Source organism: Rhodococcus quanlei (assembly GCF_055231015.1).
On record NZ_JBUYWD010000010.1, the window covers coordinates 17,528 to 30,831 of the forward strand.

Sequence of the window (13,304 nt, forward strand, 5' to 3'; positions counted from 1 at the left end):
GTCGGCCCGTTCAGCCGGCGCGCGTATCCGGAATTCTCGTGACGTCGGCGGCGCTCGTGCCTTCCTTGTGTGTGTCGACGGCCGGGATCTCGGTGGCCGGACCGGTCGTGGCCGCCGACGGTGCGTTCTTGAGGCTGGCGGCATAGATGTCGACGTACTCCTGACCGGAGAGCTTCATCAGCTTGTACATCACCTCGTCGGTGACCGCACGCTCGACGAACCGGTTTCCGCCCATACCCTCGAAGCGTGTGAAGTCGATGGGTTCGCCGATCTTGATCGTGACCTTCGCGGGCCGCCAGACTCGCGACCCGATCGGGTTGACCTTGTCAGTCCCGATCATGGCGACGGGAATGACCGGGATTCCCGATTCCAGCGCCAGCCGAGCCATCCCGGTCTTGCCCTTGTACAGCCGACCGTCCGGCGAGCGGGTGCCTTCCGGGTAGATCCCCAACAGTTTGCCTTGGTCGAGAACGCGTAGGCCTGCGTTGAGCGCGTCCTGTGCGGCATCGGCACCGGTTCGGTCGATCGGAACCTGGCCTACGACGGTGAAGAACCACCGCTGAAAGGCACCCTTCAGCCCGGTTCCGGTGAAGTACTCACTCTTCGCGAGGAAGGTGATGCGGCGTTTGACGACCAGTGGGAGGTAGAACGAATCGAGAACGGCCTGGTGGTTGCTCGCAAGAATCGCACCGCCCTCGCCCGGAATGTGCTCGAGACCCTTCACGGAGGGACGACCGAGCAATCCCAGCAGTGGGCCCACAAACACATACTTGACGAGCCAATACCACATGGCGTCCCTCCCGATGACGTGCGAAAATTTGTACTGTCTGACTCTACTTCGGGCGCGTGAGCGTTGCTACACAGGAGAGATACCGGGAGCAGAATCACACTCCGCAACAGTCAGAGGGCAACCGCAGCGCGCGCGAGCTCGGCCGCCCCGATCAATCCGGCCGACTCCCCCAGTTGCGTACCCCGAATGCGTGCCAGCGGCCGGTGCCCAGCACCTGTGGCGAGCGTACTGTAATGCTCGCGCGCGGCGTCGAGGTACAAGGACGCCGACCCGGCGACTCCGCCGGCGATCACCACGAGATCCGGGTCGTACACGTCCCCGACGAGAGCCAATCCCACCCCGAGCCACCGCGCGAACTCTTCCATCGTGTCCAGAGCGAGCGGATCACCGTCCTGCGCGGCCGCCGCAATTCTACGTCCGGTCAACGACCCCGGGTCTGCGGTCACCTCACGGGCGAGCACCGTGGAGTGCGACGGGTCGGAAGCAAGCAACTCGATCGCGGTATCCACGAGAGCCGTTCCACTGCAGTATCTCTCCCAGCACCCCCGCTTGCCGCACGCACAATGTCGACCGTCCGGCACAACTTGAACGTGCCCCAATTCGGGGGCGACGCCGTGGCTGCCCCGATACAGGACGCCGTCGTGCAGGAGTGCCGCACCGATTCCCGTGCCGATCGCCACCATCACGACGTTCTGTCCACCGGCCGCCGCACCGAAACGGTGCTCGGCGAGCGCAGCCGCATTGGCATCGTGTTCGAGAACGACCGGCAAGCCGAGGCGATCACCGAGGACGCGGCCCACCGGAACCTCGACCCACGGCAGGTGCGGCGCGAAACGCACCGTCGTCCGATCCGGGGTGATGAATCCGGCAACTGCCAATCCGACTCCCTCGACCTCGTGACGGACGGCTAGTTCGCGGACCGTGCGGTCGAGCGCGTCCTCGAGCGCAGTCGCCGACTGCGGAGTCGGCGAACGGACCGAATCGAGAACCTCGCCACCCGAGTCGACAACGGACGCGCGGATGCTCGTACCCCCGACGTCGATCCCCACTGTCAGAGCTTGGGTGGCAGTCCTCGCGTTCATGATGTCGATTGTCACCGTCCCGGGGACTCGATGTGGCCGGGACGGACGATCAGGACTTGATCGTCACAGAGATCGGAACGTATGCGGTCGGGGACTCGGATGCTTCCGCAGGAGAGGCACCCGGGCCGCCGGGACCTTCCGGATCCGTCTGCTCCGGGCCGCTCGGCCAGTGCTCGTCGAGCAGTTCCCGCAACAACGCGATCAGAGCGGACAGTTGACCGGCCACCAGAGTGACGAGATCGTGCTGTTCTCCCCGCACGAGGGCTGCGACTGCGCACACCGGACACCAGGCGCAACCCGACGATACTTCGCGGGAGTCCTGTTCCGCGTCCGATTCGGTGCCATCGTGTGGTTGGGCTGCATTGCGCAGCACCGGTTCGATTCGGTCGAACACGGTGTCCACGAGCACCCGCAGCTCGGATACCAACTGCGCATGGTCTTCGTTCATGTCGGCCACACCTGACGGTCCGGAACGAATCGGATCACGAGATCGTCGCCGTCGAGTTCGGCACCCGACACCGTGCACCGCCGAAGCACCGATACGAGGCGTACTCGACGCCGCACCCCATCGGCTCCCACCACCACGTCATCCTCCACTCGCCCCAATGTCAACGTCGACGGGTCCACCACGGGAAGGTACATCCGCATGGCATACACCGAGCCGAGTCCGCTCCCCGATTCGAGAGCCACCCGAATCGGCGGAATACTCGAATCGAGTACCGCTGCCGCGTCTTCGTCTCCGGAGTACATCTGCCCTGCAATCTCGCCGAGGCCGGCCAAGCCTACCGGCTCGCCCGCGGCACAGGTGATGGTGCGGGTCCGAAGGTGCCCGGTTGCGTGACGCAGCCCCGCGACTGCCTCGTCTTGCGCCTGCCGCTGTACGGCCATCCATTCGTTCATCTCTCCCGAGCCCGAATCGCACTGCGGGAACACGTTGTTGACGAACAGTGCGTCCACGTTCAGCTGTGTGAGGGCGAGCGCCGCCAGCGTCCGCCTCGTTTCGAGAACTGCCACGTTGCTGGGGGTTGTCACCACCCGAACCGATGTCCGCACACGATCACAGAGAAGCTCGCGAATACTGTTCAGCCCGGCAACCACCCGCTCGACCATCGACACGAGAACGAGCAGCTTCGGGTCGGTGCCCGTGACGGCGACCATCCGTTCGTGCCGCGGCCACAGTCGTTCGATGTAGTCCGCCACCATGGCGGGCGAACCGAGTAGGCGAAGCGCCTCGGACGAGCACGGGCAGTCGACGATCACCACGTCGTAGTCGCCACCGTCGGCGTGGCGTGCGATCTCGTGCAGACCCAGCAAACCCTCTACACCCGGCACTCCCAGCAGCTCCTCTGGGGCCAGGGAGTGCAGCCGATCTCCGTGCTCGTGGTTGCCTCCCAACGTCAGGAGAGACCCGAGCTCGCCGAATCGCTGTGCCGCCAGGGACAGGGTGTCGAGCTCGAGGACGTCGAGACGATCCTCCGGTGACTGCTCACGCGTCCCCAACACGTCGGTGACAGAATGAGCCTGATCGAGCGAAATCAGCTTTACCCGCCGATCACCCGCCAAGGCCACTGCGGTGGCAGCAGCAAGAGTGGTTTTACCCGCACCTCCCTTGCCCACGAAGAACTGAAGCCGCGCGTGTGCGGCAGAGTGGCCGCTGCTCAGCCTTCGACCTGCTTCTTGAGTTCCTTCAACGCAGTGTCCGTGATGGCCTTCTCGGCTTTGCGTTTGAACAGGCCGATCACCGGAATGTTCAGGTCGACGGTGAGTTCATACGTCACGGTCGTCGTCCCGTCGGATTCCTCCACCAGTGTGTAGGACCCATGCTGTGCCTTCTGGATCTCACCCGTTACGAGTTCCCACGCGACCGAATTGCCGTTGGCTGCCCAGTCGTAACGGAGTTCGAAGGTGTCCTTGACCATCCCCGCATCGAGAACGAACCTCACCAGGTCGGCACGTCCGTCGACGCCCGGTTCGAGCACCTTCACGGACTTCGTGGCAGCCACCCAATCGGGGTAGGCGTCGAAATCGGCGATCACGTTCATCACATCCGCTGCAGGAGCATTGATGCTGATCGACCTCTTGGTCTTCTCGGGCATGCGACGACCGCTTCCTTTCCTAGGACTGGCGAGTTGTGCCTGACTATCACACACGATCGGCACCACTGATACAACAAGGCCCCTCAGCGGGGCGGTTCGCCGGGTGCGCGGCCGGTTTCGAGTTCCTTCTTCACCTCGAAAGACATGACCTTTCCCTGCACGCGTCGGATGCGGTTCTGCGAGGACAGGTCACGCATCTGCGCGGGGTCCGTCGGCTCGGCGTGCAGGAAGTAATGAACGATCACACCGTCGAGTACGGCTTCCAACCACACTTCCATCGTCCCGACGACCGGGCCGCTCACCGTCCAGCGAACGCCCTTCTCACCGCGATCCTCGCTGACAGCCAGACGCAGGTCCGGCCACCACGTGCGCCAACGGGACTGCGACCCGACGGCTGCGGCAACCCGCTCGGGTGCTGCGGCGACGAACGTCTGGTCTGCGACCTGAATGCTGCTCACTCCGATAGCTTCACACATCGGCGCCCGGGCTGATCGGACAGTCCACCGGTGGGGCCTTGGACAGGGTGCGTGAACGGCGGCACGCACAGGCCGATCAGAAGGGTCTAAAGTATTGCGAAGCAAATGGCTACCCGCCAGTAATACCATTCTCGGAGGTCCTTCGTGCAAGAGTTCGGTGCACCGCAATCGTTCACAATCGAGGAGAACGAGTCTGCGGTGGACTCTGTGTTCTCCTACGCGGCGTCGAAGCCGAGTCTCGTGGTCTACAAGCGCAAGGTCGGTGGTTCATGGACCGACGTGACAGCGGCAGAATTCGCCGCCCAGGTCACCGCGGTGGCCAAAGGGTTCATCGCTCTGGGAGTGCAGCAGGGTGACCGTGTCGCACTGATGTCCGCCACCCGTTACGAGTGGACGCTCATCGACTTCGCCATCTGGGCCTCCGGTGGCGTGACGGTTCCGATCTACGAGACGTCTTCCGCGGAACAGGTCCGGTGGATCCTCGAAGATTCCCGGACCGGCCACCTGGTCGTGGAGAACTCCAGGCACCGAGCACTCGTCGCCGAGGTCGCGGACGCTGCGCCCGCGTTGCAGAAGGTGCACCAGATCGAAGGCGCCGAGGCCAACCGCGGGATCGTCGAAGAGCTCACCGCGCTCGGCGCCGACATCTCGGACGACGACGTGACTGCGCGAGTGAAAGCCCTGAAGGCGGCGGATCCCGCCACCCTCATCTACACGTCCGGCACCACCGGGCGTCCCAAGGGTTGCCAGCTCACCCACTCCAATCTGATGGCCGAGTCACGCGCCATCGCTGCGTCCACCTACGGTCCGCTGATGAGCAAGCCCGGCGCCAGCACCCTCATGTTCCTCCCTATGGCCCACGTCTTCGCGCGTGCACTGACCATCGCCTCGTTCGATGCGGGTGCCTCACTCGGGCATACCAACGACATCGCGAACCTGGTCCAGACGTTCGGCGAGTTCAAGCCGACGTACATCCTGTCCGTGCCCCGAGTCTTCGAGAAGGTCTTCAACACCGCCCGTTCGAAGGCCCACGCCGAGGGCAAGGGCAAGATCTTCGATGTGGCCGCCGACACGGCAGTGGCCTGGAGCGAAGCGCAGGACAACGGTGGTCCCGGCCTGATACTCAAGGCGAAGCACGCCGTGTTCGACAAGCTCGTCTACTCGAAGCTGCGTACCGCTCTCGGCGGCCGCTGCGAGGTGGCGATCTCGGGCGGCGCTCCTCTCGGCGCCCACCTCGGACACTACTTCCGCGGTGTCGGTGTCACCATCTACGAGGGCTACGGTCTCACCGAGACCACAGCGGCTGTCGCAGTGAACACGATCGGTGAACAGAAAGTCGGAACGGTCGGAAAGCCCCTGTCCGGCAATATCGTCCGAATCGCCGACGACAACGAGGTCCTTCTCGCAGGTCCGGTCGTATTCAACGAGTACTGGGGCAACGAAGAAGCAACGACGCGTGCCATCGGGGACGGGTGGTTCCACACCGGCGACCTCGGTTCACTCGACGACGACGGCTTCCTTTCCATCACTGGGCGCAAGAAGGAAATCATCGTCACCGCCGGCGGTAAGAACGTCTCCCCCGGCCAGCTCGAGGATCACCTCCGCACACATGCGCTGATCAGTCAGGCAATCCTGGTGGGCGACCAGCAACCCTTCATCGGCGCGCTGATCACCATCGATGCGGAAGCACTCCCTGCGTGGAACGAACGCAACGGAAAGCCGGCTGACACCCCGGTCGCCGATCTGCTGAACGACGCCGACCTCACGGCGGACCTCGACGAAGCCATCGCCGGAGCGAACAAGCTCGTGTCGCACGCGGAAGCGATCAAGAAGTACCGTGTGCTTCCTGTCGACTTCAGCGAAGAGTCCGGTGAGCTGACGCCGACCCTGAAGCTCAAGCGCAAGGTCGTCCACGACACCTACGCGGCCGAGATCGACGCCCTCTACACCAAATAGTCGAACCACGAATGCGCCCGGCGATGCGATGTTGCCGGGCGCATTCGTCGTGAGTGAGCTGACCTCCCGGGCTCAGCCCACCAGCAATGACCGCAGCTTCGAACCCAACACGTCCCACCGCCACGCGGCAGCGACCCACTCGCGACCGGCCGCGCCCATGGCGGCAGCCCGCTCCGGGGCCGACAGCACCGACACGACGGCATCGGCGATCTCGGTCACGGATGTTCCGTCGACGACCAGCCCGGTCTCGTTCTGACGCACCGTTTCCGGAGCACCCCCCGACAGGCCCGCGATCACCGGTACGCCGGTGGACGAGGCTTCGAGGTACACGATGCCCAGCCCTTCGACATCCAGACCCGCGCCGCGAGTGCGACACGGCATCGCGAACACGTCCGCGATCGTGTGGTGAGCCGCCAACTCTGCAGACGGCACCGTGCCGGTGAACACTACGTGCGCTTCCACACCTGTGGCACGAGCCAGCGCGCGCAAGCGCCCCTCGTAAGGGCCGCCACCGACGATCACCAGGACGGCCCCGTCGACGTGCTCCCGGATCCGAGGCAACGCCTCGATGAGCTTGTCCTGCCCCTTCCGTGGAACCAGCCGTGACAAGCACAGGATCGTCGGCCGCGCACCCAACCCGTATCGACGACGCAACTCGTCACGGGCGCCCCGGTCCGGTTTGAAGACTTCGGTATCGACTCCCGAGGGCAGGTGTTCGAGCGCCGCATTCGCACCGAACGCCGACGCGAATCGGCTTCGTGTGTACTTGCTGACGTAGGTGACCGCATCGGTGTTCTCACCGATGTGGCGGAGTGTCGACCGTGCCATCGGCATCATCGACCACCCCACCTCGTGACCATGGGTGCTCGCCACCACCCTCTCTGCACCCGCCCTGCGCATGGTCGGCGTCAACACCGCCAACGGAGCCGCCGCACCGAACCAGACGCTGTCACATTCGCGGGTTCGCACCAGATCTGCGGCACGTGATGCCACGGCCGGGGTCGGCAGCATCAATGTCGTCGGATGTCGCACCACTTCGAAAGGCTGTCGCGCATCGAACTTCTCGTGCGAATCGCCGCGCCACCGCGGCGCATAGACAATCAGTTCGTCTGCCGGTAGCTGCCCAGCGAAGCGTTGCAAATATGACTGGATCCCGCCCGGACGCGGGGGGAAGTCATTTGTGACCAGCAGAGTTCGACGCATCTGTTCACCGTATGTGCTGACGATGTGAACTGCGCATTCAGGATCACAGGAACCATCCGTTCCGGATCATGTGAACTGTTCGTTCAGCCATCTCGACCAACGATCCACGAACTCGTCTTTCTCCAACTCCAAGGTTGCCGCCAGCACCTCGTCCACGTGGTCGTCGTTCGAGCTTCCGGTGGCCAACGCCAGATAGACCTCGGTCAGCGAATCTTCACCGAATTCGTCCGCCACGAACGCATTGATCGACCAAGCCGTCTCGTAGGCAACCGCGCCCTCTTCGCCTTGCCTCGCGAAGTCGGAGTCCTCGGGCAGCTCGGCAGGCTGCCGGCCCGCATCGATCCGTGCACCCAGGGTGGGCGCGATGTCGCGGGCCGAGTCCTCGGTCGAGCGATGCGCGCAGTACTCGGCATACCCCTCGAGCAGCCACATCGGCGAACCGTCCACTGTTCGTGCGCGCGCGGCGACATGCGTGAGCTCGTGCCGGAGGACAGCGCGCCGTGAATCATCGGTGAGCCGCACCGCGGCCGCCGGACTGAACACGATCCGCTGGCCGCCGACGGCCGGATCGCCAAGTGTGGGCGCGTCGGACACCGATACGGCGGCGATATCCGCACCGTCGTGATCGGTCCCAACGAGGGAAGTGAACTCCTGCGCAGACGACGTCACCATCACCAATGCGCTGCGAGACCAGTCGGGCCCCCACAACGCAGTGACGCTGGCCACGGCCGGTGCGAGTTCCTCGGCGAGCCGGTCGATCATGATCTCGTTCCCCGGATGCCCGATCACCATCGAGGTTGCGCCGTCACCGGTTTCGACCCGACGGGTCACAACCGGCGCGAAATCCCACGGACCACGCCACGTCACGGCTTCCCCGCTCGTACGATCATCGAGCAACGTCCAACGGTCACCGCGCCGAACGAATGTCGGCGAGACCGTCTTGTGTGTCGGTACCTCGTCCACGCCAGCGATCGCGTAAATCAGCCGAACCGAGGGAGCCCAGACCTCGTCCACACCCAACGCGGCAGCAAGATCGGAATCGACGTCGTGGTCACCACCGGAAAGTTCGTAATCCCAGTGCGAGAAGTCGATTCGCGAGACGTTGGCGGCGCGGGCCAACTCCGACGCCACGAACGAAGGTGCAGCGGCGGAGTCGAGGACATCCGTCAATGCGTCGCCGTCATCGGTGCGAACTGCTTCGGCCCACCTGTCGAGAACGCGCTGGACCGCAACCTCGCGTCCCACCGCGACCACTGCACCCTCGTCCCCGTACCTTGACGCGACGGCCGCGAAGGCCAGTACCGACATCGCCGCGAGGACAAGACCTACGAGCGCGACCTTCTCCCATGGCCGCGCGCGGCGTCGCTCCCTGGCGCCGGTCGGTGACCTACCTGTTCGCTGCACGAGGGAGAGTGTATGAGCACATTCCGGCGGCGCTCCGACCAGTCAGCTATGGGACAGCGCAACGAGGCGGTCCGGCTCAGTACCGACGAGCTCCGGCGAACGGCATCGAACCGATCGGTTCCACCTTCACCGGAACTCCGAATGTGGAGGCGTGCAGGATGTTTCCGTTACCGGCATACAGGCCGACGTGCGAAGCATCATCGTAGATGACCACCACGTCGCCCGGTCGCAATTCATCGCGCGACACCGGGACCCCACCCTGGGCCTGGGCCTGACTCGATCGGGGCAACGTTTTGCCGATCTGCTTGTACGCCCAGACGACCAGACCTGAACAATCGAACGCGTTCGGCCCGGTCCCACCCCACTCGTACGGGCTGCCGACGCGGGTCAGTCCCGCCTGGAGTGCACCGGAGCCCGCACCGGGTGTCAGACCCGCAAGGAGTTCCTCGGGGTCGAAACCGGGAGGGAACGGTGTGCCGACGAGTTGGTCCTTCTCTTCTCGTGTCAGGTCTTCGAACGCCGCGGTGACATCGGCGATCTGAGACTGCAGGGCACTCTGCTTCTTCTGAAGCTCGTCACTGACTACCTTCGCGTGATCTGCGGCGATGCGCGCCGCTTCGGCAGATTTTTTCGACGCGGTGGCCGCGGCGGCAGCGGCTTCGGTCGCCTCCTTGAACTGCGCCACCTTGTTCGCAATGTCTCCGGAGATGACATCGAGTGCGGACATCTGGTCCAGCAGTTGCTGCGGCGAATCGCTCACCATCAACGCGAACAGACGGTTCGTTCGCGCGCCTCGGTAGTTTGCGATGGCAAGTTGATCGACCGTCGGGCGAAACTGCTCGACTTGCGCATTGGCCGCGTCGAGTGCGCGCTGAGCGTCCTCGGCGGCACGGTCAGCAGCGGCGCGCTCGTCTTGCTTGGCCTCGAGTTCAATTTTCGCGGAGTGCAGAGCTTCGGTGGTCTGTTCCGACTCCCGCGACAACTCGCTGAGGGTGTCGAGCGCCTCGGTCGGATTCTCCACCACCGGGTCCGCTCCGGCCGGAGCCAGCGGGATCACAGCCAGGACCAGGGTCAACACGCCGGCGGTCAGTGCAGCACGCCACGACGCAGTACTACGGTTCGTCTTCTGTGCGGCCACGTGACGCGGTTCTCCGATCATCGATCTGCTCCCGGACCCTTCACTGTCGCCAGAGGTAGGCAATCAGCAAGGCGCAAGGTCTCGAACAGGTTACGGAATGGCATACGCCTGTGTCTACTCGCGAGTAGTAGACCCGAAGGGTGGGTCCGAATACACCGTTCGGACCCACCCTTCGGTGAAACTTTCACGAAATCCGGTACATCACCCTTTGCGCGCACGCAGTCGGTCACGGCTCACCCGGACCGAGAATTCAGAAGCGCCGTGCGCCGTCGAACGGCATCGACGAGATGGGCGCCAGCTTCACGGGCTGTCCGGACGTCGACGCATGGATGACGTTGCCGCCTCCCGCGTAGATACCCGAGTGCGATCCACCGTAGAAGGAGATCACGTCACCGGGCCGCAGGTCCGACTGCGCAACCGGAGCACCTGCCGCGGCTTGGGCGTAGCTGGTACGGGGTAACTCGAGGCCGGCCTGCTTGTAGGCCCACTGGATCAGACCCGAGCAGTCGAACGCGTTCGGGCCGGCCGCACCGTAAACGTACGGGGAGCCGATCTTCGATTCCGCGGCCTGAACTGCGCGGTCACCGACGGTCTGCATCGGAGCGGGAGGGGCGATTCCGGGCGCCTGCGGAAGCTGAGGCAGTGGCGGGATGACCACACCGGGGATCTCGAAGGTGCCGACACCAGGGATGGTGATCGGGTCGGCCACCGCGGGGGCGGCGGTAGCGGTGAGTGCTCCGACTGCAAGAGCGCTGGCGACGACGGCACGCCGCACATTCCGCTTGGAAACTTGTGACGCCACGAAGGGGGTACTCCAATTCTTCCGTTCGTCCGCCGACCGAGTTAGCTGACGGGTTCGGGCCGGGAAGATTCGGCCCTACCCATCGGCACACTGTGCGTGCTCCGACGGGATTCACCCCAGAGAACTTGGGTCCCCGGTACGGCCCCTCTCGCGAGAGAGCCGATTAGGCGGTGACCAACGATGCCGATCCTTGGTGGACCGGCAAGACTCCGTTAGGTCTCAGGAAGGTTACGAAATGGAATCGGTTCGTGACAAACAGATCGCGCAAAGTTTGCCCAGTTCGCCCGAATCGGGCGCACAACGCCACAATCGCGCACATTCGATAACGACCGAGTAACGGACGGTCTGTTTGTGAGCCCCCTCGCAGTCACCCCAGCGCCCATCCCACTCCCGCGATACCGGCTTCAGTTTTGCATCGAACCAGCTCGCAGGGTATTTCCGGATGGATCGGATCGGTCGTTCCACTCATCGGATCCAGCGATGCCGCGTCGAACAGCACCACTTCGAGCAGTTCGCACCTGCGCTCGGACATGCCTGTCGAACAGGCCCCGGTTCCGGCGGTGTGATCCTCCTCTCGAAGCGTGAAACTCGCGTGTCGGCACCCCCTTCTAAGCTCACGATCCGTGAGCGTTCCCGCTGTCGCAGAGCAACTGAGTTTCGACGAACTGGAGACGCCGCTGCGCGAGACGACGTTTGTCGTGGTGGACCTCGAAACCACGGGCGGTAGACCTGGCCAGGACGCCATCACCGAGATCGGCGCCGTCAAGGTTCGCGGCGGTGAGGTTCTCGGTGAACTCGCAACGCTCGTGGACCCGGGCAGGTCCATCCCACCCCACATCGTGGAAATCACAGGCATCACCACGGCGATGGTCATCGACGCTCCCCCGATCGAGCGTGTGCTTCCCAGCTTTCTCGAGTTCGCCGAAGGCGCCGTACTCGTTGCTCACAACGCCCCGTTCGACACAGGCTTCCTCCAGGCGGCCGCCGCAGCGACCGGCACACCTTGGCCACGGTTCCGGGTACTGTGCACGGTCAAGCTCGCACGCCGCGTACTCAGTCGCGACGAGGCCCCGTCGGTGAAACTGTCCAACCTCGCACGACTCTTCGACGTGGGCACCACTCCCACCCACCGGGCACTCGACGACGCGCGCGCCACGGTCGACGTGTTGCATGCCCTGATCGAGCGGGTCGGCAATCTCGGCGTTCACAGTCTCACCGAGCTGACCGACTATCTGCCGAACGTCACACCACACCAACGCGCCAAACGCGTACTCGCAGCCGACCTCCCACGAAGCCCCGGTGTCTATCTCTTCCGTGGACCGTCGGACGAGGTGCTGTACGTCGGGACCGCCACAGACCTGCGTCGACGTGTGCGCACCTACTTCACCGGCTCGGAGACTCGCGGCCGCATGAAGGAGATGGTGGCGTTGGCCACACGAGTCGACCATGTCGAATGCGCGCACGCCCTGGAAGCAGGCGTTCGCGAGCTGACCCTGATCGCCGCCCACACCCCGCCGTACAACCGCCGTTCGAAATACCCGAAGCGGGCGTGGTGGATCACGTTGACGGCGGAGTCGTTTCCTCGCCTGTCCGTTGCTCGAAGCGCGACCCCACACTGTCTCGGCCCGTTCCGCTCGCGCGCCGCCGCGGCAGACGTCGCAGATTCCATTGCGGAGTACAGCAGCCTCCGCACGTGCACCACTCGGCTACGTGCCGACGAACTGCACGGCCCACGCTGCCCACCACGTGAGCTCGCCCCATGCCCGGCATCGAAGGATGGGCCGACCTCTGCATCCGAATACGCGGACGCAGTCGACACAGTACGAAATCTGTTCGCGGGAACATCCGACCTTGCGCTGCAACTGATGCGAGGCCGGGTCGAGGAACTGGCGGCCGCGGAGCTCTTCGAAAACGCAGCCCGCCAGCGCGACCGCACGGTCGCGCTGGCGCTCGCCCTACGGAAGATGCAACGTCTTTCCGCAGTGTGCACTCTCGACGAACTGGTCCTCGCCCGCCCCTCGTCGTGTGGGGGTTGGGATCTCGCGGTCGTACGAGCGGGTCGACTCGCTTCTGCAGGCACCGCGCGTCGAGGAGTCCATCCGATGTCGGTCGTCCGCGATCTGGTCCGGTCTGCCGGCACGGTGTCGCCCGAGCCGACTCCGTTGCGTGGCGCCTTCCCCGAAGAAGTTGCCCTGATCACGCGGTGGATCGAGAGCGACGGTGTTCGTATCGTCAGCTCGTCCGGTGGATACGCGGAACCCGTACACGGGGCGGGAGCGTGGGGGCCATGGTGCGAGCTCGCCACCGCCGAAACGCAGGTCGACACCGCCCGAGCGGAATACGAAGCGTCCACATAA

General features: G+C 64.5%; 12 protein-coding genes and 1 riboswitch. Of the genes, 2 read left to right on the forward strand and 10 right to left on the reverse strand.

What is annotated here, in order from left to right; genetic code table 11:
- Nucleotides 1-10 precede the first annotated feature (10 nt).
- From ACZI8Q_RS07590 to ACZI8Q_RS07615, 6 genes are all read right to left on the reverse strand, one after another.
- The gene (locus tag ACZI8Q_RS07590; protein ID WP_463372903.1) at nt 11-790 is read right to left on the reverse strand and encodes a lysophospholipid acyltransferase family protein; all 780 of its coding nucleotides are present in this window, start codon (nt 788-790) and stop codon (nt 11-13) included.
- 110 nt (nt 791-900) lie between these two features.
- Nucleotides 901-1,872, reverse strand: coding sequence for an ROK family protein (locus ACZI8Q_RS07595; protein ID WP_463372904.1), 972 nt, complete (start codon nt 1,870-1,872; stop codon nt 901-903).
- A gap of 49 nt (nt 1,873-1,921) precedes the next feature.
- Nucleotides 1,922-2,320, reverse strand: coding sequence for a hypothetical protein (locus ACZI8Q_RS07600; RefSeq protein WP_463372905.1), 399 nt, complete (start codon nt 2,318-2,320; stop codon nt 1,922-1,924).
- Nucleotides 2,317-3,489: an ArsA family ATPase gene (locus ACZI8Q_RS07605; protein WP_463372906.1), complete on the reverse strand. Its 1,173-nt coding sequence runs from the start codon at nt 3,487-3,489 to the stop codon at nt 2,317-2,319. Before ACZI8Q_RS07605 ends, ACZI8Q_RS07600 begins: the two co-directional genes overlap by 4 nt.
- A 41-nt stretch (nt 3,490-3,530) precedes the next feature.
- A complete protein-coding gene (locus ACZI8Q_RS07610) occupies nt 3,531-3,968 on the reverse strand; it encodes an SRPBCC family protein (RefSeq protein ID WP_463372907.1) in 438 nt (145 codons plus the stop codon).
- An 83-nt stretch (nt 3,969-4,051) separates the two neighbouring features.
- A complete protein-coding gene (locus ACZI8Q_RS07615) occupies nt 4,052-4,426 on the reverse strand; it encodes a polyketide cyclase / dehydrase and lipid transport (protein ID WP_463372908.1) in 375 nt (124 codons plus the stop codon).
- Between the two features lie 162 nt (nt 4,427-4,588).
- On the opposite strand from ACZI8Q_RS07615, the gene ACZI8Q_RS07620 reads away from it, so the two are divergent.
- The gene (locus ACZI8Q_RS07620) at nt 4,589-6,400 is read left to right on the forward strand and encodes an AMP-dependent synthetase/ligase (RefSeq protein ID WP_463372909.1); all 1,812 of its coding nucleotides are present in this window, start codon (nt 4,589-4,591) and stop codon (nt 6,398-6,400) included.
- Between the two features lie 72 nt (nt 6,401-6,472).
- Here the strand turns inward: ACZI8Q_RS07620 and ACZI8Q_RS07625 are convergent, their stop codons facing one another.
- The 4 genes from ACZI8Q_RS07625 to ACZI8Q_RS07640 all read right to left on the reverse strand — a co-directional run bounded on the left by ACZI8Q_RS07625 (nt 6,473) and on the right by ACZI8Q_RS07640 (nt 10,947).
- Nucleotides 6,473-7,603, reverse strand: coding sequence for a glycosyltransferase family 4 protein (locus ACZI8Q_RS07625; protein WP_463372910.1), 1,131 nt, complete (start codon nt 7,601-7,603; stop codon nt 6,473-6,475).
- A 66-nt stretch (nt 7,604-7,669) separates the two neighbouring features.
- Nucleotides 7,670-9,007 carry a hypothetical protein gene (locus ACZI8Q_RS07630; protein WP_463372911.1) on the reverse strand — a complete coding sequence of 446 codons (1,338 nt, stop codon included), beginning with the start codon at nt 9,005-9,007 and terminating at the stop codon, nt 7,670-7,672.
- 76 nt (nt 9,008-9,083) lie between these two features.
- Nucleotides 9,084-10,166, reverse strand: coding sequence for an NlpC/P60 family protein (locus ACZI8Q_RS07635; protein ID WP_463372912.1), 1,083 nt, complete (start codon nt 10,164-10,166; stop codon nt 9,084-9,086).
- A 229-nt stretch (nt 10,167-10,395) separates the two neighbouring features.
- Complete coding sequence (locus ACZI8Q_RS07640) at nt 10,396-10,947, reverse strand: C40 family peptidase (protein ID WP_463372913.1); 552 nt, start codon at nt 10,945-10,947, stop codon at nt 10,396-10,398.
- 14 nt (nt 10,948-10,961) lie between these two features.
- Nucleotides 10,962-11,127: riboswitch (cyclic di-AMP (ydaO/yuaA leader) on the reverse strand.
- Nucleotides 11,128-11,570: 443 nt separating this feature from the next.
- Here ACZI8Q_RS07640 and ACZI8Q_RS07645 point away from each other — a divergent pair.
- Nucleotides 11,571-13,304, forward strand: a complete 1,734-nt coding sequence (locus tag ACZI8Q_RS07645) for a DEDD exonuclease domain-containing protein (protein ID WP_463372914.1) — start codon at nt 11,571-11,573, stop codon at nt 13,302-13,304.

Excerpts from the sequence above, each read along its gene's own strand:
- ACZI8Q_RS07590 (WP_463372903.1), bottom strand. The coding sequence starts at position 790 with ATGTGGTATTGGCTCGTCAAGTATGTGTTTGTGGGCCCACTGCTGGGA.
- ACZI8Q_RS07595 (WP_463372904.1), bottom strand. The coding sequence starts at position 1,872 with ATGAACGCGAGGACTGCCACCCAAGCTCTGACAGTGGGGATCGACGTC.
- ACZI8Q_RS07600 (WP_463372905.1), bottom strand. The coding sequence starts at position 2,320 with ATGAACGAAGACCATGCGCAGTTGGTATCCGAGCTGCGGGTGCTCGTG.
- ACZI8Q_RS07610 (WP_463372907.1), bottom strand. The coding sequence starts at position 3,968 with ATGCCCGAGAAGACCAAGAGGTCGATCAGCATCAATGCTCCTGCAGCG.
- ACZI8Q_RS07625 (WP_463372910.1), bottom strand. The coding sequence starts at position 7,603 with ATGCGTCGAACTCTGCTGGTCACAAATGACTTCCCCCCGCGTCCGGGC.
- ACZI8Q_RS07635 (WP_463372912.1), bottom strand. The coding sequence starts at position 10,166 with ATGATCGGAGAACCGCGTCACGTGGCCGCACAGAAGACGAACCGTAGT.